Origin of the sequence: Embleya sp. NPDC020886, from assembly GCF_044333915.1 — a bacterium.
GTDB lineage: Bacteria > Actinomycetota > Actinomycetes > Streptomycetales > Streptomycetaceae > Embleya.
The window spans coordinates 657430-684321 of the sequence record NZ_JBIRRX010000003.1; the positions used below are offsets into that span (position 1 = coordinate 657430).

The window sequence follows — 26892 nt, forward strand, 5'->3', positions numbered from 1 at the left end:
CACCCGTGTCGATTACTTCACGGTGGTTGGCACCGATCGGGTGGCGCGTGACCCGTTGACAGGTGCACAGCCGGGGCCTAGCGTGCTCCATCACCAGTTAGGAAAGTTTCCTAACTATCGAGGTCCAGCGCCAACTTCCCCCGCGTGAACGACCGTTGCCGGATATCGCTTGCCGCGAAGACCCTTGCAGCGGACCCGCCCGGGCAGCACCACGAGCCGCTGAGCCGCCCCGCGCTCAGCCCCTCTTCGCTGGAGGACACCGTGAGATGTATCAAATCCCGGTCGTCCAGGGCGTTCGGCGCCCTGGTAGCCGCGGCCACCACCGCATCGCTCTGCCTGGCCCTGCCCGCTGCGCACTCGGCCCCCCTCCTTCGCGCCGCCACGTACGAGGCCGAGGCCGCCCAAGTCGTCAAGGGCAAGGTGGAGTCCAACCACGCCGGCCACACCGGCACCGGCTTCGTGAACTTCGACGCGGTCGCCGGCGCGTACGTCGAGTTCACCGTCGAGGCGGGGCAACCGGGAGCCACGAAGCTCGACTTCCGATACGCCAACGGCACCTCCGTCGACCGGCCGCTGCACATCGCGGTCAACGGCACCCAGACCGCCGGCGACCTCTCCTTCCCCGGCACCGGCGCCTGGACGACCTGGAAGACGGCCTCCGTCACGACGGCACTGGCTGCGGGCACCAACAAGATCCGCGCCACCACCTCGGGTGCGGACGGCCCCAACCTCGACAGCCTGACCGTCACCCCGCAGGGCCCGGCCGACACCGAGAAGCCGACGGCCCCGAAGAACCTGCGCAAGGACCAAGAGCCGACCACCACCTCCGTGTCCCTCGCGTGGGACGCGTCCACCGACAACGTGAAGGTCACCGGGTACGACGTCTACCAGCACGGCCAACTCATGAAGCAGGTCGACGGCTCCACACAGGCCACCACGGTGACCGGCCTGACGCCCGAGACCAACTACGACTGGACCGTTTTCGCGCGCGACGCCGTCCCGAACGTCTCCGACGCCAGCAACGCGGTCACCATCGCCACGCTGCCCGCACCGCCCGACAGTGAGGCGCCGAGTGCCCCGCAGGGGCTGCACGCCACCGCCACGACCGCGACGAGCGTCGACCTGGCATGGACGCCGTCCACCGACAACGTGAAGGTCACGGGGTATGACATCTACCGTGACGGCGCCGCCGCGGGCACCTCGGAAACCGCGTCCACGACCGTCGCGGGCCTGAAGGCCGACACGGCGTACAGGTTCAAGGCGCGGGCCTTCGACGCCAAGGGCAACCGGTCGGCGTTCGGCCCGGAGCTCAGCGTCACCACCGCCGGTTCCCAGGCGGGCGGCACGCCCGACCCGGGCACCGTGAAGACCCTGGCCGACGGTGTGGACGTCGCCTGGGGCGTGGCGTTCCTGCCGGACGGCTCCGGGATCTACACCGAGCGGAACACCTTCGACGTCTACCGGCTGACCAAGTCCGGCCAGAAGACGAAGCTCGGCAAGGTGCCCAACTCCCAGACCACCGGCGGCGAGGGCGGCCTGATGGGCGTGGAGGTTTCCCCGAACTTCGCCACCGACCACTACGTGTACTTCCTGCACACCTCGTCCGACGGCAACCGCATCGCCCGGATGAAGCTGGAGAACAACGCGCTCAGCGGCTACAAGGTGCTGCTCGCCGGCATGGCCAAGAGCCGGTACCACAACGGCGGGCGGCTTCGCTTCGGACCCGACGGCAAGCTGTACGCCGGTATGGGCGATGCCCAGAACGACTCCCGGGCGCAGGACAAGAACTCCCTCAACGGCAAGATCCTGCGCATCAATCCGGACGGCTCGATCCCGTCGGACAACCCGTTCGGCAACGCCGTCTGGTCCATCGGGCACCGCAACCCGCAGGGCCTGGACTTCGACTCCAAGGGACGCCTCTGGCAGGCGGAGTTCGGCGACAACATCATGGACGAGGTCAACCTGATCCAGAAGGGCGGCAACTACGGTTGGCCCAACTGTCAGGGCACCGAGGGGAGTTGCTCCGGCTACATCGCGCCGAAGAAGACCTGGCCGGTGTCGTCCGCCTCGCCGAGCGGCCTGACCATCATCAACGACCACGTGTTCGTGGCCACCACTCGGGGTGAGCGGATCTACCGGCTGCGCATCGACTCCGCCTCCAACCTGGTCGAGCAGAAGTCGTACTTCGAGGGGACGTACGACCGGCTGCGCACCGTGGAGGTCGACCGCGACGGGGACGTCTGGCTCACCACGTCCACCGACAAGGACGGCACGGCGGGCAACGACCGGATCCTGCTGATCGACATCGTCTACTCGAACGGACGCCGGCCGGGGCCGGGCGAGTTCGCACCGACCGGCACCACCTTCGCCGACAACGCCGGCATTCCCGACAAGTAGACCTGCGCCGGGGCCCTTCCGCGGCCGGGGACACCTCACCGCCGCCGGCGTGGGGCGCGGACGACACCGGTGCCAAGTGCCACCGACTTGCGTCGTGATGTCGTGGACGGTGGAAGATCCCTGCGCTGTGCCGTGGAAACGCGGCATGGCGCAGGTGGTGGGTGGCGGTGGATGGCGTGCGGGACTTCCCGCGCCGGGCGCGGTGCGGGCCGGAAATGGCACCGCGCCCGCGCCCGGCGTGGATCGCCCGTAGAGGGCGTCAGGGCGAGTCGGCTCAGTTGCGGCTGTGGATCGTCTTGTGGATCCAGCTCTTGTACGCGGTGTCGTTCGTGTACAGGCCCGGGCCCGTCGCGCAGCCGGGCTTGCCGTCGCCGTCGCCCGAGGTGGTGCCGATCAGCTCCCACCGGCCGCCGCGGTTCTTTTGGATCTGCGGGCCGCCGGAGTCGCCGAAGCAGGCCATGGCCTTGGGCTTCCGGCTGATCGTGCACAGGCGGGTGGCGTCGGTGCGGCCGTTGCACTCGGCGCTGGTGCCCAGGCGGGTGTCCAGTTCCTGGAGCCGGTTCGGGAAGATCGCGTCCTCCAGCCGGTCCGGGTCGACGATGGTGCCCCAGCCCAGGAGCCGAGTCGGCGTGCCCACCGGCCCGGCCTGCTTGGCGAGCTTGATCGGCTTCTCCTTGACCGGCCGGTCCAGGCGGATCAACGCGAGGTCGTTCACGTTGTAGCCGCCCTCGTCGGCGGGCTGCGAGTAGCCGGGGTGCATCACGATCTTGTCGATGCCGCGAACGGTGCCACCCTGCGCGCGGTTCTCGCTGCCGATCCGCACCGTTCCGTTCAGTTGGATCGGCAGATCAGGGTCGACACAGTGCGCCGCGGTGAGCACCCACTGTCGATCGATCAGGGTGGCCCCGCACCCGGCGTCCACGCCCCCCGCCTTCATCGGAAGGTAGGCCATGAACGGGTAACTCTCGCTTGAGTCCTGCCCGTTGACGATTGCCCCGGCGCTGCCGGCGAACGCCGTGGTGCCGAGCACGAGTGCCGCGCCCGTGGCCGCGATCGCCTTGGCGACCAGGCCGCGCCGGCGGCGCGGGGTGGGGCCGGTGTCGGCGGTGGGACGCGAGGTGGATGCACGCATGTAGTGACCTTTCGTGGAGGGAGGATCGGCCGCACGAGGGTGCGGCGGCCGTACCCGGGCCGAACGTCTCCCGCGTTCGGGCCCGTGCAGTTCATCCTCGGCGCGCCGGGCCGTCGGAAACAGTCGCCTCGATGTCATCCTCGGTCAGATTCCGGACATGCCGATACTCGCGATGCTCGCGCTCGACGGCGTCTCCGGACATCGGCTCACCGCCCCCGGACCGGTCCCGGAGCAGCGTTTCCGCCGCCTTTCGGTCCGCGTCGGCGCCTGCGGCCGGTGGCCCGACCGTGACGCGATGCGCGCCGTCGCGGAAGGGGGACCGGTCGGCATCGAAGCGGGCCCGAAGCACGGGGATCACATGTGGGGAAGGTCGCCGGGGCGTGGGGGGGCGGTGGTTGTCGACCCGGCACGTGTAGTTGCGATGTAGGCGACGTACTCCGACATGCCCGACGCGGCCCCGGTCACGGACGGAAACGCCGGTCGCTTCCGCGCACGCGATCATACGTCCGTCTCCGGGCGGGAGGTACGGTGACGAGGTGACGGAGACATTGCCCGCCGATGTGGCCCTCGTACTGGAGGCCGTTCTCGGCGAGGATGATCCTGTCCACGTGGCACTTCGCCGACAGGTTCCGCATATCCGCGTGCGAGGACGCTGCACGTGTGGGTGCGGCACCGCGTACTTCGATCTCGATACCGAAGCGGTGGAGCCGGCGCCGTCCGGCCCGGGCACCGTGGTGGCGGCCGAGGCTCGGATCCTCACGGATGACGGAGAGCGCCCCGGCGAGGTCCTGGGAACAGGGCGTGCCCGGACGGCGGTTGCGTTGGCATTCGGCCGACCGACGACGATTCGCGGTCATTTCCCTGCCGGCATCTCGCCCGGATTCGATCGCACCTGGTGTCATGGGCGCGCCATTGCCGACTCACCGGAGGTACGCATGTCACGCAGGAGATCGCCCGGGCTTCCCACCCTGCCCGCCCTGGTCCTCTCGCTGCTCCTCTCCCTGCTCCTCACGCCCGCAGTGGGCCCGTTCGCCGCTTCCGCGTCCGCCACCGAACACGAGTTCCTGAACGACTACGGGCTCCTGCCGCAGTCTCCGCAGCCGAAGTGCGCCGATCGCCGCCTCCACCTGGACGCGGGCACCTACGCCTGGACCCTGGATACGCCGGGCGGCAGCATCGGGCGGGACGCCGTGGAACTGGAGAGCGGCTGGTACCGGTGGACCGTCTGCGTCTGGCGTCGCGTCGGCACGTTCAATCAGACCGTCGAACTCCGCCCCGAGAACCCCGGGGCGCTGCTCACGATGGAGTACCCGTTCGCCGTCGACAGCGCCCTTGCGTACACGTGGGGCAGCATGCTCTATTGCTGGAAGCCCGCCTGAGTCGTCGGCTCGATCCACGGCTCCTCCGCCCGAGCCGACCCGCGCGCCCCAGCCGCAGCGGACCGACTCCCGCAAGGAGTGGGCCACTTCGTCGGCCGCGACCCGAGACTCGGGTCGCGGCCGACTCGCTTGTCGGGCTTCCGTTTGCGGGCGGACGCGCTGCCCGGGGTCCGGTTGCGTCTGCGTTGTCGACGACGGCCGCAGGATCAGAGGTCCGCCGGCGGCAGGCCGAGGTGGTCGTGCCATGCCCGACGGCCGGCGGGCGTCACGACGAGGGCGCGGGTGGTGCCGACGCGCGTCATCCATCCGGCGGCGAGTGCGTGGGTGCACAGGGCGGTACCCACTGCGCCGGCCAGGTGGGGACGGCGCTCGGTCCAGTCCAGGCACGCGCGTACCGGCGGTCGGCGTGAGCCGCCGGGCACGGTGATACCGACCTCGGTCAGCCAGAGGGTGCCCTTGCCGGTCAGGCCCGGCTCGGTCCCCCACTCCAGCAGTCCGCGCTCGACCATGGCGTCGGTGATCGCCAGCGCGACGGTTCCGGCCAGATGGTCGTAGCACAGCCGCGCACGGGCCGGCGCCTGCTGTCGGCCGGAGGCCGACAACGAACGTGGTCGGGCGCTGCGCTGCGGGGCCAGCGCGGCAAGGCTCTCGATCAGTTCGACCACCCTGCGGTCGGCCACCCGTACGTAGCGGTGGCGTCCGTGCCGCTCCTCGACGAGGAGTCCGCCACCGACGAGCAGGTTCAGGTGAGACGTCGTGGTGGACGGTGCGACTCCGGCGTAGCGCGCGAGCTCGTTCGCCGTCCACGCCCGGCCGTCGAGCAGTGCCAGGCAGAAGGCGGCCCTGGTCCCGTCGGCCGGCAGCCTGGCCACGCCGGCCAGGTCCACCCCTACGTCCCGACCTGCGCGCCGAATGTCCACGTCGGTCATTGTTGCCGACGTCCCTTCGACGTTCGTCGAAGCGTCCACGTCCTAGCGTCGGCACGTGCGCGGGGCTTGGCGGCCCCGCACCCGAATCCGCTCGCGAGGCCGTGCCGCCTCCACCCACGTACCGGAGCAACCGTGACCACATCCGACACGAACGTCACCGCGTCACCACATCCCGAACCCCGGACGGAGCTCGTGGTCACCGTCACCGACGCCCCCACCCCGGCGGACATCACGGTGATCTCCGACGCGCTGGACCGCTTCAACATCGAGCACACGGGAATCGCCGACCGCAAGGCGCTCGCCGTCCTGGTCCGTGATCCCGAGACGCACCGGGTGGTCGGCGGGCTCACCGGGCGCACTTCGCTCGGGCTGTTCTTCGTCGACCTCTTTCACCTGCCGCCACAACTGCGAGGCGGCGGGCTGGGAAGCGAGATCCTGCGGCGGGCCGAGGACGAGGCCCACGCCCGCGGCTGCCGCACGGCCGTGCTCTACACCATCACCTTCCAGGCCCCCGGCTTCTACCGGAAACAGGGGTGGAAGCTCCTGGGAGAGGTCCCCTGCGATCCGCCGGGCGCCGGCCGCGTCTTCATGACCAAGGAACTCACCGCACCGACGGGCCGACCGGTTCGGGCCCGGTAGGGTCGCCGTGCTCGTTGCACCATCACGCCGCCGGCGTGGGCGCTGCGTTGCGGGGGCCATTATTGTCTGCCTCCGTCGCCTGGAGCCTGGTGGTCGGTGCTCATGAAAGCCACTGTCCGGCCCGCACCAACCTTCGGGCCACCGGTAAACTGACAGCCGATGCCGGAAAACCGCCAACTTTCTCCAGGATCCGCAGAGCCGCGGGACATGGCCAGTGGCGCCGGATGGCTGCCGCACGGCTACCGCCTCGGCCCCCATACCCACGACCAGGGCCGGCTCGTCTACGCTGCCGCCGGGACACTGGCCACCACGACGGAGCGCGGAACCTGGGTGGCCCCGGCCAACCGTGTGACGTGGACGCCACCCGGCTTCGCCCACGGACACCGCTTCTACGGCCGCAGCGACGCACGCCTGCTGACGATCCCGCTCGAACCGTGCGGCCAACTCGCGGGACACCCCAGCGTTTTCGCCGTCAGCCCACTGCTGCGCGAGGCCGTCCCGGCCCTGACCGACGACCGGCCCGAGGCTCGCCCCGGTGCCCACCGACGGCTGCTCGCCGTGGTCATCGACGAGCTCTCCGACACCCCCGCGCAGTCCCTGCACCTGCCCGAACCCGACGACGACCGGCTGCGCACCGTCACCGACCTCCTGCATTCCGACCCCGCCCGGCCGGCAACCCCGACCGAACTGGGACGCGCCGCCGGAGCCAGTGAGCGCACCCTCAGCCGCCTCTTCCACACCGAACCGGGCATGAGCTTCCACCGGTGGCGCACGCTCCTGCGCATCCAACACGCCCTGGCCCACCTCACCAACGGCATGTCGGTCACCGACACCGCGGTCACGTGCGGGTGGTCGAATCCCTCCGGCTTCATCGACGCCTTCAACGAGGTTGTCGGCCAGACCCCGGGCACCTATCAGGCGGATCTGCGCCGCAGCGCCGCAGCGCCGTAGCGGGATCCGCCTCGGCGCAGGGAGGCCGCGAGGATTCCGGACTCCCCGGGGTTGGCGGGTTTTCGGCATCGGCTGTCGGTCTGCCGGTGGTGGCAGCCTCCGGTCGGGACGCAGGGTGGTGGTCCGTCCACCGCACCACCGGGGTGGCGGGCCCACCGCTTCCCGACCCGAGGAGACCCGGAACGACATGACCGAGACACGAGAGAACACCCCCGTCGTCATCGTGGGGGCCGGAGTCGCCGGCCTCACACTCGGCAACATCCTGCTGAACAACGGCGTCGGCTGCGTCGTGCTGGAAAAGCGCAGCCGCGAGTAGCCGAAATCCACTGGCCGACGCCGAGGTCGAGATGTCGCCGCCGTTGAATCGTCACCGGCTGCCGGGTCTGCAGCCGTAGCGTCCAGGGTGTCGATCGGCACCGGCTCGCAAGGCTCCTTCCGGTCCTGTGGGACCGGCTCATGATCGGTGGGCCGCAGCCGATCGGCATCCGCGCGAGGTGGCTCGGCAGCGGCATGAATGTGTGATCACTACTTCAAGTCAGGTGGCCCACCGCACACTTCCGCCGCCAATCAGCGGTCTGTCGATGCCTTCGGGATCGGTGACACCACCCCTGGCCATGCGTCCGGCAGGGGAGACCGTCGTGCCGATCCCGAAGGTCGGGGTGAAGTTCGTCCACGCCCACCACACGCAGAAGACCGCGCGGAACGGAACGATTTCCGACTCGGGTGTTCGAAATTCGTGCACGGGAGATTTCGCGGGATCTGTCACACGTGCACGGGCTGCGCGGTCCTATCTGGCAAAGAACGCCCTGAACACCGGAAAGGACCACTCGTGAGCATCACCGACCGGCCGGTCGTCGTCCTTGTCCACGGAGCCTTCGCCGAGTCGGCGAGTTGGAACCGTGTCATCCGGTTGCTGGAGGGCCGCGGGGTGCACGCGGTCGCGGTGGCGAATCCGCTGCGCGGACTCGCGGACGACGCGGCGTACGTACGCGATGTCGTCGACGGCCTCGCTCGCCCGGTCGTCCTGGTCGGCCATTCCTACGCCGGTCTGGTGGTCACCCAGGCCGCGGCCGGCCTGCCGGCGGTTCAATCCCTGGTCTACGTGGCCGCGTTCGCCCCGGAGACGGACGAGTCCGCCTTGCAGTTGTCCGGCAGGTTCCCGGGCAGCACCCTGGCCGACGCGTTGACCGGGTATCCGGTGGCCTCCGGCGGCATCGAGTTCCGGATCGCCGAGGACCGGTTCCACCACCAGTTCTGCGCCGACCTGTACGCCGACGAGGCCGCCCTGATGGCGGCGACCCAGCGCCCGGTCACCGAGCGGGCGCTGACCGACGGACTGACCGGCGAACCGGGGTGGCGGACCATCCCCTCATGGTTCGTCTTCGGCGGGACGGACCTCAACATCCCGGTGGAGACGCTGCGGTTCATGGCCGAACGCGCCTCCTCGCGCGGAACCCGCGAGGTCACCGACGCCTCGCACGCGATCGCGGCAAGTCGGCCCGATGCGGTGGCCGCCACGATTCTCGACGCCGTCGAGGGAAAGCAAGGCTGAGCGTCGGATCGGGAGGTGCCGGGCGGGAGATCTCCGCCCGGCACCATCGACGCCGGCCCGGGCAGGGGTGCCCGTTCGTCGGCGTCAGGTGCCGGCCAGCGCATCGCGGAGCTTGTTCCGCGAGGTGATGCCGAGCTTGATGAACACCTTGTGCAGGTGCCACTCGGCCGTACGCGGGCTGATGAACAATTCGGCGCCTATCTCGGAGTTCGTCCTGCCCTCCGCGGCGAGCCGGGCGATCTGGACTTCCTGTGTGGTGAGTGACCCCTGTACGTCGACGGTGCGCTGCCGGACCGACTCGCCGGTGGCGGCAAGTTCTCGGCGGGCGCGCTCGGCGAAGGCGCGCGCACCGAAGCCGTTCAGCATCTCGTAGGCGGTGCGCAGGTGCTCGCGCGCGTCGGCACGCCGGTTCTCGCGGCGCAGCCACTCGCCATACACCAGGTGGGTGCGCGCGAGGTGGACGGCGATTCGGCTGTGCTCCAGGCGCTCCACGGCTTCGCGGTAGAGAAGGTCGGCGGCCTTGCCCTCGCTGAGCAGCGCTTGTGACCGGGCCAGCACTCCCAAGCCCCAGTCCGTGCTCTGCGCGCCGACCCGTTCCTCGAGTCGGCGCAGGGCCGACGCGGCCGACTCGGGGGCGTCGCTGCGCACGCCCGCTTCGACCTGTTCGACGAGGGTGAATCCGGCGACCGCCAAATCCTCGTGCTCACCGGCCCGTTCGGCACTCCCTCGGGCGTCCCGGTACCGGCCGAGGCCGTTGTACAGCACCGCCAGCAGGTAGTGTCCCAGCCCGATCGCGCGCCCCTCACCCCAGGCGGTCGCGTCCTGAGCGGTGCTCAGGATCACGTCCGCCGCCTGGACGTCCTCACCGCGCCAGGCCATGAGGAGAAGCGAGGCGTACGCCAGCGGCGAGTTGCCGGTTGCCTCGGTGATGTTGTCGGACTCGTTGATCAAGGTGGAGGCGAGGTCGAACTCTCCGGCGTGCACGTGCACGGCGGCGCGGTAGGCGAGTGCCAGGGGAAGGAAATTGAGCGCGCCGGTTTCCCGGGCCGCCTGTACCGCGTGTGTGCTCAGAACATGCCACGTCTCGTCGTCCCACATGTCGCCGGCGACCGGCCACGCCAGCCAGAGCCAGCGCATGACGTCGTCCTCATTGCGTGCGGCGGCCTTTCGGAACGCTCCCAGCGCGGGCTTCAACAGCGTCGCGCCTTGCGCGCACCCTTCGGTGAACCATGTCGCCAGGCCGTCGAGGAGGGCGTCCGCCGGCCTGCCGGGCTGCGGTGCGCGCGGTGCCCTGCGGGCAGCTTCGGCAACCTCCCGCGCTCCGACGGGTCCGTTGAGGCGACCGCCGAAGACCGCCGCTCCGATCGCTTCGAGATAAGCCTCGCGCGCCTGGGCGCTGTCCCCGTGTTCCAGTCGCCCGGCTGCGTCGAGCATCAGCGGAAGAGCCTCACCACCGCGCCGGCGGGCGAAGACGATCTGAGCGCGCAGCCGGGCCAGTCGTGCGCGTTCGAGCTCACTCACGGGGCTCGTTTCCGCGGCCGCGACGAGTTCGAGTGCCGCGTCGGGGGCGCCGGCGTCGAAGGTGGCTCGCGCGGCGGTCGCAGCCCTGGTCCCGTACCGGATCGGGTCGGGCGTCAGTTCGGTCGCGCGCCTGAGGAAGGCGGCCGCCGCCGCGACGCCGCCGCGGGCCTTGGCCTGGTCCGCGGAGCGCTCCAGTTCCTCGGCCAGAGCCTCGTCGGGCGCAACCGCCGCGTGTGCCCGGTGCCAGGCCCGGCGGTCGGAGTCGAAATCGGAATCGGTCGCTTCGGCCAACGCACGGTGCACGTCGCGGCGCACCGCGGGATCGGCCCCGTGGTAGGCGGCGGAGCGCACCAGCGGATGACGGAACCGCACTCGCGGACCGATCTCGATCAGTCCCGACGCCTCCACCGCCTTCGCGACCTCCGCCGCGATGTCGAGCCGCTCGGCCACCCTTCGCAACAACGGCACGTCCCCGACCGGCTCTGCGGCGGCCGCCAGCAGCAGGCGCTGTGCCGAGTCGGACAGGCACCCGATCTGGCGAAGGAAACTCTCCTCGATCTGGCTCGCCAGCGGTCGCGCGGCCGGACGCCCGAAGCCGGCCAGCTCCGCCGGAGTCAACCCCCGGGTCAGTTCCAGCAGAGCCAGCGGGTTGCCGCGGGTCTCCGCGACGACGCGGTCCCGGATGCGCTCGTCCAGCCGTCCGGGGATTACCGAGTCCAGGAGCGCACGCGCGTCGTCGTCGCGCAACCCGCCGATCGTCAGCTCCCGCAGCCCCGTCAGCGGATCGCCGGCCGCGGCAGGCACCGTCGTGCGCGCCGAGAACACCAGGGCGACCCGCTCCGCGAGGAGCCTGCGTGCGACGAACGCCAGCGTCTGTGCGGAGGCTTGGTCCAGCCACTGGGTGTCGTCCACGACACAGACGACCGGCTGTTCCTCCGCCACGTCGGCCAACAGACTGAGGACCGCCAGCCCGACCATGAAACGGTCCGGGGCGCTGCCCGCCCGGAGGCCGAAGGCCACGGCCAAGGCATCCCGCTGCGGATCGGGAAGACGGTCGATCCGCCCCATTATCGGCATGCACAGCTGGTGCAGTCCGGCGAACGCCAGCTCCATCTCGGACTCGACCCCGACCACACGCAGGACACGGCATCCGGCCGCGTTCCCCACCATGTGCTCCACCAACGCGGACTTGCCGACCCCCGCCTCACCGCGCAGCACCAGCACGCGGCTGTCACCTGCCCTGGCGTCGGCGACCACCTGGTCCAGAGCCCGGCATTCGCTGCGCCGGCCACGCAGCCAACGCAGAGGAGTGCCGTTCGACATGGGAACCACCGCAGGTCAGAGGGTCGGACCCGCTTCAGTCCGGGTCTTCCCCATGATGCACCAGCGTCCGGGCAGCGGTGCGGGCGGCTCGGACATCCGGCGGGAAGGGTGTCCGGGAGCGCGGGGCTGCTCCCCTCGATGGCACGGGCCCCGAGGGGGTTCCATGGCTCGTCGGGGTGCGGAGCCCCTGAAACAAACCGATGAGGCGCGCCATGTTGCCGGTGCGAGCCGCGTCGAGGAATGCCTCCAACAGCCCGTCCAGCTCTGCGGGATCGACCGGGCGATGCCGTCGTCGGGCAAGATGCCCGCGCGCGCGGAACGCAAGTTGCCGGGCGTTTCCTTCGCTGAGGCCGAGGAGGTCGGCTATTTCGCGGAACGGGTACGCGAAAGCCTCCCGAAGTATGTACACCGCACGTTCGACCGGGGGCAGCCGTTCCATCAGCAACCGCAAGGCACTTGCGAGCGCCTCCCGACGTTCCGCGCCCGGCGCCGGATCCACGGACCACGGCGCGTGCGTCGGACTTCGGAACTCGACGCTGACCTCGTGTCGGGCCCACGCCGAGGTCGCCGCGTTGAGCGCCGCATGGGCGGTGACGGTGGCGAGGAACGCCGCAGGGTCCCGCACCCGGGCCGGGTCCACTCGCTGCCAGCGGAGCCACACGTCCTGGACCACGTCCTCGGCGTCGGCGGCACGACCGAGGTAGCGGTAGGCGATCCCGAGAAGCCGCGAACGGACACTCTCGAAGTCCGCGTCCGCATGCGGTCCCGGGCCGACCCTCGCCGCCGCGTTCTCCGGTACGTCTTCGGTCGACGAGTGTGACTCCGATACGACATCGATGCCGGACAGGCACACGACGATCTCCCCGCTTTCGATGGTCCGGAGCGCCGGGGGAACAGCTGATCGCCCGAAAAGGCGCCCCGGCTCGGCTCCACCCACCGTCGTCCCCGGCGGGCCCCGGGCGCGCCCGGGGAGACCCGGGTGTATGCCCGGGGGTGCCCCCGGCCCCATCCCCGTGCCCCGGCCTTCCTGCGGTCGGCCGCGCAGACGAGCGCCGGGAAGGGCTTGCCCACGGGCTCGGCGTACGCCTCGTTCACGGCGACGGAGCGTGGCACGGACAGCAGCACGGCACGGACGACAACGTCGGACGGTGTCACAACCAGCGGTGCTGTCCTGTCTCTACGGGTGCAACCCAGAGGAACAGAGGACACCGTGCGGGAGATCTTGATCGTCGGCGGCGGTTACGCGGGCTTCTACACCGCGTGGGGCCTGGCGCGGAAGTTGGGTCGGGACGAGGCACGTGTCACCGTGGTGGACCCGCGCCCGTACATGACGTATCAGCCGTTTCTGCCCGAGGTCTTGGCCGGGTCGGTGGAGGCCCGGCACGCGGCGGTCTCGCTCCGGCGGCACCTGCGTCGCGCCCGGCTGATCGCGGGAACGGTGACGGAGATCCGCAACAGCGCGCGGACCGTGACCGTTCGACCGGAGACAGGACCGGAGTACGAGCTGGCCTACGACATCCTCGTGGTCACCGCGGGGGCGGTCACCCGGACGTTTCCCATCCCGGGTATCAGCGAGGAGGCATTCGGGCTGAAGCATGTCGAAGAGGCCGTGGCCATTCGTGACCGGCTGCTGGCCTCGTTCGATGTCGCGGCGACACTGCCTCGCGGTCCCGAGCGACGCAGGCTCCTCACCGTCACGTTCGTGGGTGGGGGATTCTCCGGCGTGGAGGGGTTCGGCGAGCTGTTGTCCCTGGCGACCGCGCTGCTCGGGCACTACCCGGAACTCGACGCGGAGGAGCTGGACTTCCACCTGGTGGAGGCGCGTGGCCGGATTCTTCCCGAGGTCGGTGACGGGCCCGGGGCGTGGGTCGTACGCGCGTTGGAGAAGCGCGGAGCGCGGGTGCACCTGAACACGCAACTGGTCTCCGCCGTGGGCGGACATGTCGTGCTGTCGAACGGGGAGCAACTCGATTCGGGCCTGATCGTGTGGGCGGCGGGGAACGCGCCCAATCCCGTCGTTCGCAACCACACGGATCTTCCGGTCGACGAGCGCGGTCTGCTCGTCGTACGGGCGGATCTTCGCGTGGGTACGGAGTCGGAGGCGGTGGCCGACGTGTGGGCCGCCGGCGATGACGCCGCGGTACCCGATCTCGCGGTGGGGCAACCGGGAGCGCACACGGTTCCCAACGCCCAGCACGCGGTTCGACAGGGCAAGCTTCTGGCGAAGAACATCGTGGCGACGCTGCGGGGGCGGCCCACCCGCAACTACGTCCACCACAGTCTGGGCGTGGTGGCCACTCTGGGGCTCGGCCGGGGCATCTTCCAGTACCGCCGCCTGGTCATCAAGGGCTTCCCGGCCTGGCTCATGCACCGCGGGTATCACGTGCTCGCCGTTCCGACCTGGGAACGCAAGGTCCGGGTGCTCGCCGTCTGGATCACCGCGACCTTCTACGGACGGGACATCGTCTCCCTCGCCGCGGTGCAGCGCCCCCGGGAGGCATTCGTGTCCGAGGGAAACCCACGGCACGGCGAGCCGGTTGACGCCCCGACGCGGTGAGCCGGCCGCCTCGCCGCCGGCCGATCGCCCGGCGCGGGTCCTGCGGCGGCGCTTGGACTCCCTGGCGCGGCGACGCCCGTGTGATCCACGAAGCGGAGCAGGGACCCGGGTGAGTCGGTGAGTCGCCAACAAGCCGCGGCCGACCACCGGACCGCGGGCACGTACGCGGACGCCGCACCGGTTCGCGCTCGCCGTGGCCCCCGAGACCGGGCGCCTCCGCCTTCCAGGGCCCGCTTCGGAGGCGGGCGGCCTCCCGGCGTGCTCTTGACCGACTGCCGCGCAGTCCGGGCACCTTCGGCCGGCGGCATGTGCGCGGTTGGAGTATCGCGCCGTGCCCGGATGTGGTGCTGCTCGTTGTCGGGTGTGCACGTTCCCGGCTGACGATAGGGAGAAGTCTGTCTCCCTTCGCTATTTCTCGGCCCGGCTCGGGTGAGGACGGTGGCCCGGGTGGCGACGAACGACTGCGGCCGGACCTCGGTCGCCACCTCGTGGGATGGGGATCCGGTGGAGGGCGTCGGATACGGTGCGCGCCGGCACGTGTCGCCGTCCTCGTCGTCGGTGCGTGGGCTATTCGGCGAGTTTTCCGTCGGTGGAGATCGCCTCCATCAGGGCGGCGATCTCGTCGGGAATGGGCGGGATGCTTTCGTGGGTGATCCCGGTGGTGGGGGACCACACGAGGTTCACTCGGAAGGCGGGATCGCTGTCCGGGTAGTCGCCGCGGTTGTGGCAGCCGCGGGTCTCGCGGCGTTCGAGCGCCGCTTCGAGGGTGGCCCGAGCCGCGAGGGCGGCCGACTTGAGGTCGAAGGCGTGTGCGAGGTCCTGGTAGCCGGCGATGTCGGGGTGGATGCCCACGTTCTCCATGCGCTTCTCGATGGCTTCGAGTTCCGTGAGCCCGGTGCGCAGCCCCTGCTCGTCGCGGAGGACGCCCGCGTGTTCCGTCATGGTGTTGCGGATGGCGCGCTGCAGGGCCCGGACGTTCTCGGGGCCGTCGGCGGCGAGCAGATCGTCGATCTCGGCGCGGGCCTGGGCGAGCGCCGCTGCCGAACGTGGTTGTGCGGTCAGGGCCCGGGAGTAGTCGGCGGCCGCCTGTGCGGTGATCCGGCCGTAGACCAGCAGTTCCACGAGGCTGTTGCCGCCGAGCCGGTTGGCCCCGTGGAGTCCGCTGGCCGCCTCGCCGATGGCGTAGAGGCCGCGTACGTCGGTGCTGTGGTCCTCGGGGCGGACCCAGACCCCGCCCATCGAGTAATGGGCGGTGGGCGCGACCTCGATGGGATCACGCGTGATGTCCAGCATCTGCAGTTCCAGCAGCGTCTGGTAGACGCGGGGGAGGCGGCTCATGATCGTTTGGCGGGGGAGGTGGGAGACGTCGAGCCGGACACCACCGTTGGGTGTGCCGCGGCCCTCCTTGATCTCGGTGTAGGCGGCCAGGGCGACCCGGTCGCGCGTGGACAGTTCCATGCGGGTGGGGTCGTAGCGCTGCATGAATCGTTCGCCCAGGCCGTTGCGCAGGATGCCGCCCTCGCCGCGGGCGGCCTCGCTGACCAGCGTGCCGGCCGCGTTCTCCGGCTCGATGATGCCCGAGGGGTGGAACTGGACCAGTTCGGGATCGCGCAGCCGCGCACCGGCGTCGACGGCGAGCCGGAAGGAGTCGCCGGTGTTCTCGTCGCGGCGTGACGACGTGCGCCGCCAGATCCGGGTGTGACCGCCGGCCGCGAGGATCACCGCGTCGGCATGGACGAGGTAGCGGGTTCCGGTGCCGAGGTCGAAGCCGTACGCACCGAACACGGCACCGTCGTGTACCAGGAGCCGGGTGATGTACACGGTGTCGAGCATGGGGATGTCCAGTTGATTCGCACGCCGGATGAGGGTGCGTTGGATCTCCAGGCCGGTGTAGTCACCGGCGAAGGCGGTGCGCCGGAACTTGTGTGCGCCGAAGAAGCGTTGGGAGATGCGGCCGTCCTGTTCCCTGGCGAAGGCCATGCCGTAGCGCTCGAGGTCGTCGATGCCCCGGGCCGCGCCCCGGGTGACGATCTCGGTGGTGCGGGGATCGCCGAGCAGGTAGCTCTCCTTGAGGGTGTCGGCGGCGTGTTGTTGCCAACTGTCCTCGGGATCCATGGTGGCCAGCGCGGCGTTGATCCCGCCGGCGGCGAGGGACGTGTGGGCGTCTTCCTTGGGGCGTTTGCCGACCGCGAGGACGTCGAGCCCGGCCTCTGCCAGCTCGATCGCCGCTCGCAGCCCGGCGCCGCCGGTCCCGATCACCAGGACCGCGGTGGAGAGGCGCTTTTCGGTGGCGGCCACGATTGCTCCGATCAATGGGGGTCATTGATTACGACCGGGCCGCTCGGGTATTTGTGACACTTCGGTTCGCGAACTGCGGTGGATTGTTCGGGGAAGCAGGCCGTCCGGCGGCCCGGCGTGGATGGCGAGGACGAACGGCGTTCAACTGCTCAGCGATGCCAGGTAAGGCGACAGCTTGGCCGGGTTCATCACCCACATGATCCGGTCGATCCCCTCGGCGGACACATCGACGCAGAGGAGGGCCACGGCGTCCCCACCGGACGAGACGACGACGGCGGGACGACCGTTGGCCTCGACCCACCGCACCTGCGACCGGGGCCAGAACCGGGGGGCGAAGGCCACGAGGTATTTGGAGACGTGCAGGCGTCCGACAACCGGGATCCTCGACGCGCCGCGTAGTCCTCCGCCGTCGGTGTAGCTGACGACATCCGCAGCGAGCACCTTCTCCAGCGCCGCCAGATCACCCCGTTGCGCGGCGGCGAGGAACACTTCCAGGAGGCGGCGGTGATCCGTCGTGCTGACGGGTTCCCTGCGCTCGGCAGCCAGGTGTTTGCGCCCGCGGCTCACCAGTTGACGGGCGTTGACCTCACTCGTCTCCAGAATTCCCGCGATCTGCGCGTAGGGGTAGTTGAAGGCTTCCCGCAGGACGTAGGCGGCACGTTCCATCGGGTTCAGCTTCTCCAACAGGAAGAGCACCGCCAGTTCGAGGGCCTCGGCCCGTTCGGCACCCACCTGCGGATCCGTGCCGGTGTTGATCGGCTCGGGAAGCCACGAACCGACGTAGGACTCCCGTCGGGCCCTCGCGGACTGGGCCAGGTTGATGGCCAGACGGGCGGTGACCGTGGTCAGGAAGGCCGTCGGCTCCACGATGTGAGTGCGGTCCGCGTTCTGCCACCGCACCCACGTCTCCTGGAGGATGTCCTCGGCTTCCACGGTGCTTCCGAGCACCCGGTAGGCGACACCGAAGAGCTGCGGGCGCGCCGCGAGGAAGTCCCTCGCCGCCTCGTCGAGGGAATCGGCGTCGGCCCCAGCGTGCATTCCTGTCCCCTTCGGCTTGGCGACGCCATGCTACAAGCCGGTCCGAAACGGTGCTTCTGCGGTGCACACGCCGAGTTGTCACGAGGCGACCATCCGCCGACGCCCGGCGCCGGTCCGTGCCGGGTGCGGCTGACGCGGCGGACACCCCACGGATCGGGGGCGAACATCTCTGTCACAGACCCGAGGGTTACCCGGTCATCACTGCGAACGGCCATGGACGCCGGGCGCGATGACGCCTCCGGCAGATGGTGTGACCGCCCCATGCAGCGGCGGACCTACGGAAAGGTGGCGACACAGTGTCGGAGCAGGACTCAGCGCACGTGCACGGGAAGCATGCAGGATCGCAGGGCTGGATGACGGCGGCGAAGATGTTGCAGGACGCCTCGCCGATCACCGTCCCCGAGGGCGCCTCGGCGATGACGATCCAGGTCGACTGGGAACCCGGAGATCCGGGGACTCCTCCGCATCGTCACTCGGGACCGGCGTTCGGCTACGTTGTCGAGGGCGCGGTCCGGTTCGAGCTGGAGGGCGAGCCTGAGCGTGTGGTCGAGGCCGGCGGGACGTTCTGGGAGCCGGGCGGCGATGCGATCCACTACCAGGACGGCAACGCGCTGACGGATGCGCGTACCCGGTTCGTGGTTACCATGATGTGCGCGCCCGGAAAGCCCATGCTCGAACTGGTCGACCCGGAGGAGTTGGAGCAGCGGGCCCACCTGCGCGCCCCGCGGCCCACCGCCTGACCCGTCGAGGGTGCACGGAAAGCGTGTGCCGACATCTCGCGTGCAAGGCACGGTCGGTCGCGGCGGACGCGGGAAAGTCCGTCTCCCGGCCTTGGGCCGGGAGACGGACGGCCGGATCCGGCGGTGTGCCGGGTGGCTCAGCCGAACTGGCCGGGCTGGTAGTCCCCGGCGGGCTGCTGGTTGAGGATGTTGATGCGGTTGTAGGCGTTGATGACGGCGATGAGCGAGATGAGCGCGACGAGCTGGTCCTCGTCGAAGTGCTTGGCGGCGTTCGCCCAGGCCTCGTCCGTGGCGCCGCCGGCCGCGTCCGCGATGCGGGTGCCCTGTTCCGCCAGTTCCAGCGCGGCGCGCTCGGCCTCGGTGAACACCGTGGCCTCCCGCCAGGCTGCCACCAGGTTGAGGCGCTGCTGGGTCTCTCCGGCGTGGGCGGCGTCCTTGGTGTGCATGTCGGTGCAGAAACCGCAGCCGTTGATCTGGCTGGCGCGAATCTTCACCAACTCCTGCGTCGTGCCGGGCAGGGTCGAGTCCGACAGCACCTTGTTGGCAGAGTTGATGTGCTTCAGCACCTTGCCGGCAAGGGAGTTGCCGAAGTAGTCGAGACGCGCATTCATGATGTGATCTCCTCGCCGTTTTTCGGATACGTGCTACTGACCGGGCGACCACGGCATCTGTGACAGAAGCACGGGTGTGACGTGGAACTCATCCCCCGCGGACCCTGCCGAGTCCGGTCGCTGCTCGGCTGCCGGCGCGAAGATGCCGGACGGTTCGGTGGTGACCGGTGGAATCGACGCCGCGTCGCACCGAGCGGGGCCGTCCGTGTCACACCTTTCATGGGTCGGCTGTCTTGAGGGGTGAAGGCAGTACACATGTTCACTCACACCAGGAGCTGAGCCGTGAACGATCCGGTACTCGAATCCGCTGCTCGGGGACTCGCGGACGCGACCGCCAATCCGCCGTTCCTGTACGAGCTGGGTGCGGAGGGCGCGCGGAAGGTCCTCGACGATCTGCAGGCGGCACCCGTCGAGAAGCCCGACGTGGAGGAGAAATGGATAACCGTGCCGGCCGAGGTCGGCGACGTGCGGGTGCGCGTGGTCAGGCCCGTCGGTGTCGAGGGTTCGCTTCCGGTCGTTCTGTATGTGCACGGCGGCGGGTGGGTCATCGGCAACGCGGGTACGCACGATCGCCTCGTGCGTGAACTGGCCGTCGGTGCACGGGCGTCCGTGGTGTTCGTGGAGTACGACCGCTCCCCGGAGGCCAAGTATCCGGTGGCGATCGAGCAGGCGTACGCGACCGCCCGGTGGATCACGGCCAACGGTGACCGGGAGGGGCTGGACGCCGCGCGCCTGGCGGTGGCCGGGGACTCGGTGGGCGGGAACATGGCGGCCGCGTTGACGATCATGGCCAAGCGACGGGGCGACGTGTCCTTCGTACATCAGTCGCTGTACTACCCGGTGACGGATGCGGGCCAGGACACCGCGAGTTATCGGGAGTTCGCCGACGGGCCGTACCTGACCGCGAAGGCGATGGCCTGGTTCTGGGACTGCTACACCACGGATCCGGCCGAACGCGCCGAGATCACCGCGTCTCCGCTGCGGGCGGATACGAAGGACCTGGAAGGGCTCCCGCCCGCGCTCGTCCTCGTCGACGAGAACGACGTCCTGCGTGACGAGGGTGAGGCGTACGCCCGCAAGCTGATCCGGGCCGGCGTCCCGACCACCAGCATCCGCTACAACGCCACGTTGCACGACTTCATGATGTTGAACCCGCTTCGGTCCACGGGGGCCACCACCGCTGCGATGCAGCAAGCCGTCAGCACGCTTCGCGTCGCGCTGCAGACCGGCTGAGGTCCGCCGCCCGCGCGATACCGCAGGCCCAAGGCCGCGGAAAGGGCTCCTCGTTCGGGAGCCTCGTCATCCGGGGCGGGGACCGGCGCACGGCCTCGACCCCCTTCGGTAGCGCGCGTCGGGTGAGACCCGGCGCGCGTCGCCCCTCGGCCCTGCCGCGACGTGCGGTCCGGGAGCCCAACGGGCCCGCCATGGACCGGTGTTCGCGGTACATCTCCTTCCTGCCCGCCGGTTGTGTCCGTGTCTGCTCGGACGCGACTGGTTCGGTTCACGACTCGAAAGGTTCTGTGATGAAACGTTCTCGTTCCCGAGGTGCTCGTTCCGCACTCTCCGTGATGGCCATGGTCACGGTGGCCGCGTCCGTTCTTGCGGTGTCGGTGTCGCCGGCGAGCGCGGAGAGGGAGGATTCCACCTCCCTCACCTCGTCGAAGCGCAAGCCGACGGTGGTTCTGGTCCATGGTGCGTTCGCCGACTCCAGTAGTTGGAACGGGGTGGTGGCGAGGTTGCGGCGGGAGGGCTATCCGGTGGTGGCTGCGGCCAATCCGCTGCGTGGGCTGAGCAGCGACTCCGCGTATCTGAAGGAGGTACTGGCCGGAATCGAGGGGCCGGTGGTGCTGGCCGGTCACTCGTATGGCGGGTCGGTCATCAGCAACGCCTCATCCGGTGCGCGGAACGTGAAGGCGCTGGTCTATATCGCGGCCTTCCTCCCGGAGCGGGGGGAGAGCGCGGTCGAGTTGTCGGGGAAGTTCCCGGGCAGCACGCTCGGTGAGGCGCTGCGTCCGGTTCCGGTCACGCTGCCCAACGGGACGGCGGGTACGGATCTGTACATCGAGCAGGGGAAGTTCCGCAATCAGTTCGCGGCGGATGTCGCGAAGGGTACGGCAGATGTCATGGCAGTGACCCAGCGCCCGGTGACCAGTGCCGCGTTGGAGGAGGGTGCCTCCGAGCCGGGTTGGAAGACGATTCCGTCGTGGGTGCTGGTTACCGAGCAGGACCGCAACATCCCGCCCGAGGCCCAGCGTTACATGGCCGAACGGGCGGGGGCGCACATGGTGAGTGTGCGTGCGTCGCACGCGGTGAGTGTGTCGCGTCCCGACGAGGTGGCGCGGGTCATCGAGAGCGCGGCGCGCCCGGTTCGCTGACCGGCGGACGGACCCGGAGGGCGAGATGGCGACACCGCCACCCGCCCTCCGGCGGGCACGAACGTGACGCACAAGGACCGAACGAGCCGATGGTCGCACCAAGCCCATGAGGTGTCGGGCCCGCAAAGCGTGGTCGGCCCGCATCGGTTCTCAGCGCCCCGGCCTCCCGGCGCTCCCGGCCGAAGGGCCCGCGAGGGCATCCGGCAGTGCACGACGTGAGTTGATTCCGAGCTTGGAGTACACCTTCCGCAGGTGCCACTCCACGGTATGGGGGCTGATGAACAGTTCCGCGCCGATTTTCGCGTTCGTCATGCCGTCGGCGGCGAGCCCGGCGACCTGTGACTCCTGGGGGGTGAGGGCGCTCGTCGGCTTGCTCTCCCGCGCCCTGACGTGCTCGCCGGTGGCGAGCAACTCGCGGCGGGCTCGTTCGGTGAAGGCGTGTGCCCGCATTCCGTCGAACATCTCGTGAGCTGTGCGAAGGTGCTCCCGGGCTTGCGTTCGGCGGTGATTGCGGCGCAGCCACTCGCCGTACAGCAGGTGGGTGCGCGCCACCTCCACGGTCACACCGCCGCGGCCGAACTCCTCGATCGCGGTCCGGTACAGCCTGTCGGCATCGTCACCGTCGCTGAGAAGAGCCCGGCTGCGGCTGCCCGCACCATGGGCCCACCCCGAATCGGTGGCGCGGGTGAGTTCCAGCAGCCGGGCCAGCGAGACGCGGGCCTGATCGAGCTCGCCGCACCGGGTCGCGGCCTCGACGTGCTCGACCAGCGACAGACCGGTGAAGTTGAACCCGTCGTGCTCGATGCCCGTGCGAGCGGCCTCCAACGCCTCCTCGTAGCGTGCCAAGCCGTTGAACAGCACCCCTTGGATGTAGCCCATGGCGCCCAGCAGGGACACTTCGCCTCGTTGGTCGGCCCTTTGCTTGGCTTCCTCGATGATGGCGGCGGCGACGTCCGCCTCGCCTTGCCACGCGGCCAGTACGAGGGTCGCGTACTTGTGCGGTGCGTGGCCGCTCGCGTCGGCGAGCGCGTCGGCTTCGCCGATCATCCTGGTCGCCTTGGCGAAGTCGCCGTAGTGGATGTGCACCCCACCGGCGTAGATGAGGGCGGGTGGCAGCGCGCCCAGGGCTCCGACGTCGCGGGCCAGGCGCACCGCGCGACTCGACAGCGTGTCCCACGCGTGCAGGTCCCAGGCGTAGTGAATGAACGCCTCCAGCGCGACCGGCACCAGCAGCAGCCAGCGCATGGTCGACTCCCGGGTGCCGAGCTCCTCGTGCGCGAGCAGCTCCAGCGCGTCGCGCAGGGCCGGGATGCCGGACTCGGATCCGTCCGTGAGGAGCGCCGCCACACCATCCAGGAGCAGGTCGGCGGCCTTGGAGTTCGACGGGGGCGCTCCGGAACCGCGGGCGGCGATCGCGGCGGCGCGGGCACCCGCGGGACCGTGGACCCGGCCCGCGAAGATGGTCGCGCTGATCGCTTCCAGGTAGGTTTCCCGCGCCAGGGGCGACCCGGCGGCGGTGAACTGGGCCGCCGCTTCGAGGAGGAGCGGTGCCGCCTCGTCGCTGCGGCTGCGGGCGAACAGGATCCGGGCCCGCAACCGTGCCAGGCGTGCACGGTCCAGGGCGCTCAGGGGACACAGTTCGGCCAGCGTCGCGAGCTCCGTCGCGCGGTTGGGCGCGGCGGCCGAGAAGTGCGCCTCGGCGGCCGCGAGGGCTCGGCGCCCCTGCGGCCACCGCTCCGGCGTCATCTCGGCCGCGCGTTCCAGCAGTACCGCCTCGGCCGCGATGCCGCCGCGTTGCCGCGCGCGGTCGGCCGCTCGCTCCAGCCCCGCGGCGACCTCCTCGTCCGGCCCGTCGGCAGCCTGGGCGGCGTGCCACGCTCGCCGGTCGGGGTCCAGGACCGGGTCCGTGGCCTCGGCCAACGCCCGGTGCACGGCGCGGCGTTCCTTGGGCTCGGCTCCGTGGTAGACCGCCGAGCGGACCAACGGGTGTCGGAACCGAACGGACTCGCCGAACTCGATCAGGCCGGCCGCCTTGGCCGGCGCGGCATCGGTGGTGATCTCGAGAGAGGCGGCTGCGCGGAGCAACAGGCGTGCGTCACCGACCGGTTCCGCCGCGGCGATCAGCAGCAGCGTCCGAGTCGCAGCCGGCAGCGAGCCGAGCCGGCTGATGAAGTCCCGTTCGACACGGCTCGCGACCGGCACCCGGATGCTCGGATACGCCGACGAGTCCAGGCCGTAGGCCAACTCGGCGGCGCTGCGGCCTCGGGAGAATTCGAGCAGGGCGAGCGGGTTGCCGTGCATCTCGGCCACGAACCGGTCCCGGACCCGCTTCTCGAGTTGTCCGCCGACGGTGGCTTCCAGGAGTTCGCCCGCCGCGGTGGTGTCGAGACCGCCGGTCTGCAGCGCCGGCAGACCGTTGAGTGCGGTCCGCCCCTCGGGGTCGCGTACCGCGAAGGCCATCGCGACCGCCTCGGCGAGCAGCCGTCGGGCCACGAACTCCAGGGTCTGCAGGGACACCTGGTCCAGCCACTGGGCGTCGTCGACCAGGACGAGCACGGGTCGCGTCTCGGAGGCCCGGGTGAGCAGAGTAAGCACGGCGAGACCGACCAGGAAGCGGTCGGGCGGGTCCCCGGCCGCCATTCCGAACGCCACACGGAGGGCGTCGCGTTGGGGCGCCGGCAAATTCTCGAGCTCGCCCAGGAACGGCGCACACAGTTGGTGCAGGCTCGCGTAGGGCAGCTCCATATCCGCCTCGATGCCATGCGCCCGGGCCACGTTCACCCTGGATGCCTGCGCTGCCAGGTATTCCAGAAGCACCGACTTCCCGATGCCGGCTTCGCCACGGACCACCAGCACTCGGGATCCGCCTTCGCGCAGGCCGATCAGCAGCTCGTCGAGCACCGCGCACTCGCGATGCCGGCCGACCAGGTCCGGAAGTGGACTGGCGATCATGCGACATGGCTCCTTGGGGAAATCGGGAAAGGATGTCTTCCGCAACGGTTGGAACGATCATTGCCACGATATCCGAGACGGTGTCGGCACCTTGTGATCGAATGTTGTGAGGGATTCCACGTCGGGAAATGCCGGGAGAGTGTCACGTTCGGCCCGGCTATTCGGTCTCCCACTGCCGACGAGCTCGTCCGCCCGCCGTCGTCGGATACCGGCTCGCCACATCCGTGCTCGTGGCGGGGGCCGGCGGGCGGGCAGCCGAGCGGCCGTCGAGGTCGCCGGGTCCGGTGTCGCGGTGATCGCGGTGGGTCGACGCGATCGAGGGCCGCGTGCGGAACGTGGGAGTGCACGCCGACCTCGGCCGCTTCCAGGACCTCGCCTACGCCGGTGACGTACCCGCCGCCGGTCCGGCGGCGCACCCCGTGGTCTCCGAAAGTGTGCCCATGGCTTGCCTGTCACACTTCCCGCGCCCGACCGGTCTGAGCATAGGACGATCAGGAGGGGCACGCGTCGGCGACGAACGCCGGGGGACGGACAGCACTCACCTGCCAACGGAAAGCCTTGACATGACGAGCGTATTCTCAGTGCCGGCCGCGCGTGACTCACATCGACACAGGATGGAGTTTCGGGAAGATGCGGCGACGAAAGAGAATTCTCTTTTTCGTGACCTCACCGTGCTCCTGATTTCGGAGGACGAGGAAGAGGGTTTCCGTATATGCGATTTGCTGCCGGTTCCATTCGTTCGGTCGATGGTGTGGCACAGGAACGCCGGCGAAGCAGGGCCCTTCCTCACCGCCTGCCGCGGGCCCATGTGTGTGCTGGTGGGTCGTTCCTCTTCCGGGACGAGGGCGGCCGAGATCGCCCGCCGGCTGCGCCGATCGGCCCCGCACGCGGCCGTTGTCGTTCTCGCCGACGCCGCATCGGCTGCGGCGATAGGACCGGGTGACGGCGCGGCGCACGCCTATGTCGACCGACGACGTGTCGACCCGGAGGGACTGCGCGGTGCCATCCGGCTCGCTCTGCGGAGAAGGCACATGGAGGCGGCCACGGCCATGAGAGAGGGCAATGCGCAGATCGTTGGCGATTCACTCGTACTGGAGCGGGGTCTGCTTCCTGCGCCGGCTCTCCGGGGGAATGATTTCTCCGCGGCCACACGATACGAGCCGAGGCGCGCCCACGCGCTGTTGGGCGGCGACTTCTATGATGTGGTGCAAATCGAGGATTCCAGCGTCCACGTCATCCTGGGGGATGTCTCGGGGCACGGGGCTGCCGAGGCCGCCCTGGCGGTGCAGTTGCGGGTGGCCTGGCGAGCCGCCCTGCTCTGCGGAAAGACACAGCTTGAGCAACTGGGGCTGCTCGAAAGGATATTGATCGGCGAAAGGCCGGACAGCGAAACGTACGCCACCGTCATTTCCTTGGTGTTTCCCGCCGGGGGCGGCGCCGTGCGGGTGGTCAGCGCCGGGCACCCCGGCCTTCTCCTGCGGCGGGCCGGGGAGTTGCGATGGGTGGAGCCACGAACGGGAACGGCGCTGGGGATCTTTCCCGGGCAGGCGGACTGGTCGGAGACCGAGCTGGAGCTAGGTCCGCTGGACCGTGTGGTCGTCTTCACCGATGGCCTCTTCGAGGGTAGGACCGAGCCGTCCGCACGGCTCGGCGAGGAGGGACTTCTGCGCCTGGCGACCCACTACTCCCATCTGCCGTCCCAGGAGTTCGTCGACGCGCTGGTGCGCGGCGTCGCCTCCATGGCGGCTCCCTTCGGAGGACTGGCGGACGACGTGGCCGTCCTTCAACTCGGCTGGAATCCGCCCGCGTCACCGCTGGGGCGCTGAGCGCGAACGGTGCCTCCCCGGAGCGTCGACGCCGACGTAGTGCGGGCTCCGACGACGTTCGGCCGCCGCGCGGAACGGCTCGGCGGTTCGCCCCACGAACGCGGCAGCCGCCGCGACGTCCCGCGCGCCTGAGCCCGGCCGGCCGAACGCCGGATTCCCGCCCCCGCGCCCCGATGGTGATCGGCCCGGCGGCCTGGGACGGCGAGGCGGCGGCCCCGGCGATCATCGCCTTCACCGGGACCTGGAACGTCCCGGCCAAGGCCCACGCCTGAAAGCGCCGGTGGACGGTTTGCCAAGGCCCGTACGCCCCTACCGCTCGGGCGAGTCCCGGCACGGACCGCCCCTTCGGCACATTGCCACATCACCCCGTCGAGGCAGCCCCGCAACCGCCCGGGAGACGGGCCACGCTCCCCGATCGGGAGGACCGGCGGGCGGGTGGCGCCGACGGGCCGAGCTGCGAACCGTGCATTCGTGCGTGAGTGGGCCCGGGGGCCGCAGCCCCCCTGGTCCACCCCGGGGTGACCAGGGGGTGGACCAGGCATTCCCCAGGGTCCCGCGGAGCGGGCGATCGACGAGTGTGAAGACAGCCAGTTCGGCGGATGTCGTGGCCGCTCCGTCGGCGGTCCGAGGTCGTTGCCTCCGGGGGTGTCCGCCCGATTTCCCACGGTCGCG

At 70.2% G+C, this 26892-nt stretch carries 18 protein-coding genes and 1 pseudogene; 11 read left to right on the forward strand and 8 right to left on the reverse strand.

The window, feature by feature from the left end:
• The first annotated feature begins 261 nt into the window (after positions 1–261).
• Positions 262–2397 carry a PQQ-dependent sugar dehydrogenase gene (locus tag ACH4U8_RS13740; protein WP_395777841.1) on the forward strand — a complete coding sequence of 712 codons (2136 nt, stop codon included), beginning with the start codon at positions 262–264 and terminating at the stop codon, positions 2395–2397.
• Between the two features lie 274 nt (positions 2398–2671).
• Here ACH4U8_RS13740 and ACH4U8_RS13745 read toward each other — a convergent pair whose 3' ends face one another.
• The gene (locus ACH4U8_RS13745) at positions 2672–3529 is read right to left on the reverse strand and encodes a S1 family peptidase (RefSeq protein WP_395777843.1); all 858 of its coding nucleotides are present in this window, start codon (positions 3527–3529) and stop codon (positions 2672–2674) included.
• Between the two features lie 935 nt (positions 3530–4464).
• Between ACH4U8_RS13745 and ACH4U8_RS13750 the strand changes: the two genes are divergently transcribed.
• Positions 4465–4908, forward strand: coding sequence for a hypothetical protein (locus tag ACH4U8_RS13750; protein ID WP_395777845.1), 444 nt, complete (start codon positions 4465–4467; stop codon positions 4906–4908).
• A gap of 206 nt (positions 4909–5114) precedes the next feature.
• On the opposite strand, the gene ACH4U8_RS13755 is transcribed toward ACH4U8_RS13750, so the two are convergent.
• Complete coding sequence (locus ACH4U8_RS13755; protein WP_395777847.1) at positions 5115–5837, reverse strand: ArsR/SmtB family transcription factor; 723 nt, start codon at positions 5835–5837, stop codon at positions 5115–5117.
• Between the two features lie 132 nt (positions 5838–5969).
• Between ACH4U8_RS13755 and ACH4U8_RS13760 the strand changes: the two genes are divergently transcribed.
• The 4 genes and pseudogenes from ACH4U8_RS13760 to ACH4U8_RS13775 all read left to right on the forward strand — a co-directional run bounded on the left by ACH4U8_RS13760 (position 5970) and on the right by ACH4U8_RS13775 (position 8979).
• Positions 5970–6476: a GNAT family N-acetyltransferase gene (locus tag ACH4U8_RS13760; RefSeq protein ID WP_395777849.1), complete on the forward strand. Its 507-nt coding sequence runs from the start codon at positions 5970–5972 to the stop codon at positions 6474–6476.
• A 207-nt stretch (positions 6477–6683) separates the two neighbouring features.
• The gene (locus ACH4U8_RS13765) at positions 6684–7427 is read left to right on the forward strand and encodes an AraC family transcriptional regulator (RefSeq protein ID WP_395777851.1); all 744 of its coding nucleotides are present in this window, start codon (positions 6684–6686) and stop codon (positions 7425–7427) included.
• 187 nt (positions 7428–7614) lie between these two features.
• Positions 7615–7737 (forward strand): annotated as a pseudogene (locus tag ACH4U8_RS13770) (FAD-dependent monooxygenase); the annotation flags it as partial.
• Between the two features lie 519 nt (positions 7738–8256).
• Entirely contained in the window at positions 8257–8979 is a 723-nt protein-coding gene (locus ACH4U8_RS13775; protein WP_395777853.1) for an alpha/beta fold hydrolase, read from the forward strand.
• Between the two features lie 84 nt (positions 8980–9063).
• Here the strand turns inward: ACH4U8_RS13775 and ACH4U8_RS13780 are convergent, their stop codons facing one another.
• Positions 9064–11823, reverse strand: coding sequence for an AAA family ATPase (locus tag ACH4U8_RS13780; protein ID WP_395777855.1), 2760 nt, complete (start codon positions 11821–11823; stop codon positions 9064–9066).
• A 34-nt stretch (positions 11824–11857) separates the two neighbouring features.
• Complete coding sequence (locus ACH4U8_RS13785) at positions 11858–12832, reverse strand: sigma-70 family RNA polymerase sigma factor (protein ID WP_395777857.1); 975 nt, start codon at positions 12830–12832, stop codon at positions 11858–11860.
• 201 nt (positions 12833–13033) lie between these two features.
• Between ACH4U8_RS13785 and ACH4U8_RS13790 the strand changes: the two genes are divergently transcribed.
• The gene (locus ACH4U8_RS13790) at positions 13034–14380 is read left to right on the forward strand and encodes an NAD(P)/FAD-dependent oxidoreductase (RefSeq protein WP_395777859.1); all 1347 of its coding nucleotides are present in this window, start codon (positions 13034–13036) and stop codon (positions 14378–14380) included.
• 567 nt (positions 14381–14947) lie between these two features.
• On the opposite strand, the gene ACH4U8_RS13795 is transcribed toward ACH4U8_RS13790, so the two are convergent.
• Both ACH4U8_RS13795 and ACH4U8_RS13800 read right to left on the reverse strand, forming a co-directional pair.
• A complete protein-coding gene (locus ACH4U8_RS13795) occupies positions 14948–16678 on the reverse strand; it encodes an L-aspartate oxidase (protein WP_395777861.1) in 1731 nt (576 codons plus the stop codon).
• A 141-nt stretch (positions 16679–16819) separates the two neighbouring features.
• Positions 16820–17716 carry an RNA polymerase sigma-70 factor gene (locus tag ACH4U8_RS13800; RefSeq protein ID WP_395777863.1) on the reverse strand — a complete coding sequence of 299 codons (897 nt, stop codon included), beginning with the start codon at positions 17714–17716 and terminating at the stop codon, positions 16820–16822.
• Positions 17717–18069: 353 nt separating this feature from the next.
• Here ACH4U8_RS13800 and ACH4U8_RS13805 point away from each other — a divergent pair, with 353 nt between their 5' ends.
• Complete coding sequence (locus ACH4U8_RS13805; RefSeq protein ID WP_360310168.1) at positions 18070–18456, forward strand: cupin domain-containing protein; 387 nt, start codon at positions 18070–18072, stop codon at positions 18454–18456.
• Positions 18457–18593: 137 nt separating this feature from the next.
• Here ACH4U8_RS13805 and ACH4U8_RS13810 read toward each other — a convergent pair whose 3' ends face one another.
• Positions 18594–19067 (reverse strand): carboxymuconolactone decarboxylase family protein, encoded by a 474-nt coding sequence (locus tag ACH4U8_RS13810; protein ID WP_379989751.1) that lies wholly within the window; start codon positions 19065–19067, stop codon positions 18594–18596.
• Between the two features lie 282 nt (positions 19068–19349).
• Here ACH4U8_RS13810 and ACH4U8_RS13815 point away from each other — a divergent pair, with 282 nt between their 5' ends.
• Both ACH4U8_RS13815 and ACH4U8_RS13820 read left to right on the forward strand, forming a co-directional pair.
• Positions 19350–20300, forward strand: coding sequence for an alpha/beta hydrolase (locus ACH4U8_RS13815; protein ID WP_360309993.1), 951 nt, complete (start codon positions 19350–19352; stop codon positions 20298–20300).
• Positions 20301–20635: 335 nt separating this feature from the next.
• Positions 20636–21442: an alpha/beta fold hydrolase gene (locus tag ACH4U8_RS13820; RefSeq protein WP_395777865.1), complete on the forward strand. Its 807-nt coding sequence runs from the start codon at positions 20636–20638 to the stop codon at positions 21440–21442.
• A gap of 150 nt (positions 21443–21592) precedes the next feature.
• Here the strand turns inward: ACH4U8_RS13820 and ACH4U8_RS13825 are convergent, their stop codons facing one another.
• The gene (locus ACH4U8_RS13825; protein WP_395777867.1) at positions 21593–24394 is read right to left on the reverse strand and encodes an AAA family ATPase; all 2802 of its coding nucleotides are present in this window, start codon (positions 24392–24394) and stop codon (positions 21593–21595) included.
• A gap of 614 nt (positions 24395–25008) precedes the next feature.
• Between ACH4U8_RS13825 and ACH4U8_RS13830 the strand changes: the two genes are divergently transcribed.
• Positions 25009–26220: a PP2C family protein-serine/threonine phosphatase gene (locus ACH4U8_RS13830; RefSeq protein WP_395777869.1), complete on the forward strand. Its 1212-nt coding sequence runs from the start codon at positions 25009–25011 to the stop codon at positions 26218–26220.
• Positions 26221–26892 lie beyond the last annotated feature (672 nt).

Excerpts from the sequence above, each read along its gene's own strand:
- ACH4U8_RS13745 (WP_395777843.1), bottom strand. The coding sequence starts at position 3,529 with ATGCGTGCATCCACCTCGCGTCCCACCGCCGACACCGGCCCCACCCCG.
- ACH4U8_RS13750 (WP_395777845.1), top strand. The coding sequence starts at position 4,465 with ATGTCACGCAGGAGATCGCCCGGGCTTCCCACCCTGCCCGCCCTGGTC.
- ACH4U8_RS13755 (WP_395777847.1), bottom strand. The coding sequence starts at position 5,837 with ATGACCGACGTGGACATTCGGCGCGCAGGTCGGGACGTAGGGGTGGAC.
- ACH4U8_RS13765 (WP_395777851.1), top strand. The coding sequence starts at position 6,684 with ATGGCCAGTGGCGCCGGATGGCTGCCGCACGGCTACCGCCTCGGCCCC.
- ACH4U8_RS13780 (WP_395777855.1), bottom strand. The coding sequence starts at position 11,823 with ATGTCGAACGGCACTCCTCTGCGTTGGCTGCGTGGCCGGCGCAGCGAA.
- ACH4U8_RS13785 (WP_395777857.1), bottom strand. The coding sequence starts at position 12,832 with ATGGGGCCGGGGGCACCCCCGGGCATACACCCGGGTCTCCCCGGGCGC.
- ACH4U8_RS13800 (WP_395777863.1), bottom strand. The coding sequence starts at position 17,716 with ATGCACGCTGGGGCCGACGCCGATTCCCTCGACGAGGCGGCGAGGGAC.
- ACH4U8_RS13805 (WP_360310168.1), top strand. The coding sequence starts at position 18,070 with ATGACGGCGGCGAAGATGTTGCAGGACGCCTCGCCGATCACCGTCCCC.
- ACH4U8_RS13810 (WP_379989751.1), bottom strand. The coding sequence starts at position 19,067 with ATGAATGCGCGTCTCGACTACTTCGGCAACTCCCTTGCCGGCAAGGTG.
- ACH4U8_RS13820 (WP_395777865.1), top strand. The coding sequence starts at position 20,636 with ATGGCCATGGTCACGGTGGCCGCGTCCGTTCTTGCGGTGTCGGTGTCG.
- ACH4U8_RS13825 (WP_395777867.1), bottom strand. The coding sequence starts at position 24,394 with ATGATCGCCAGTCCACTTCCGGACCTGGTCGGCCGGCATCGCGAGTGC.
- ACH4U8_RS13830 (WP_395777869.1), top strand. The coding sequence starts at position 25,009 with ATGGAGTTTCGGGAAGATGCGGCGACGAAAGAGAATTCTCTTTTTCGT.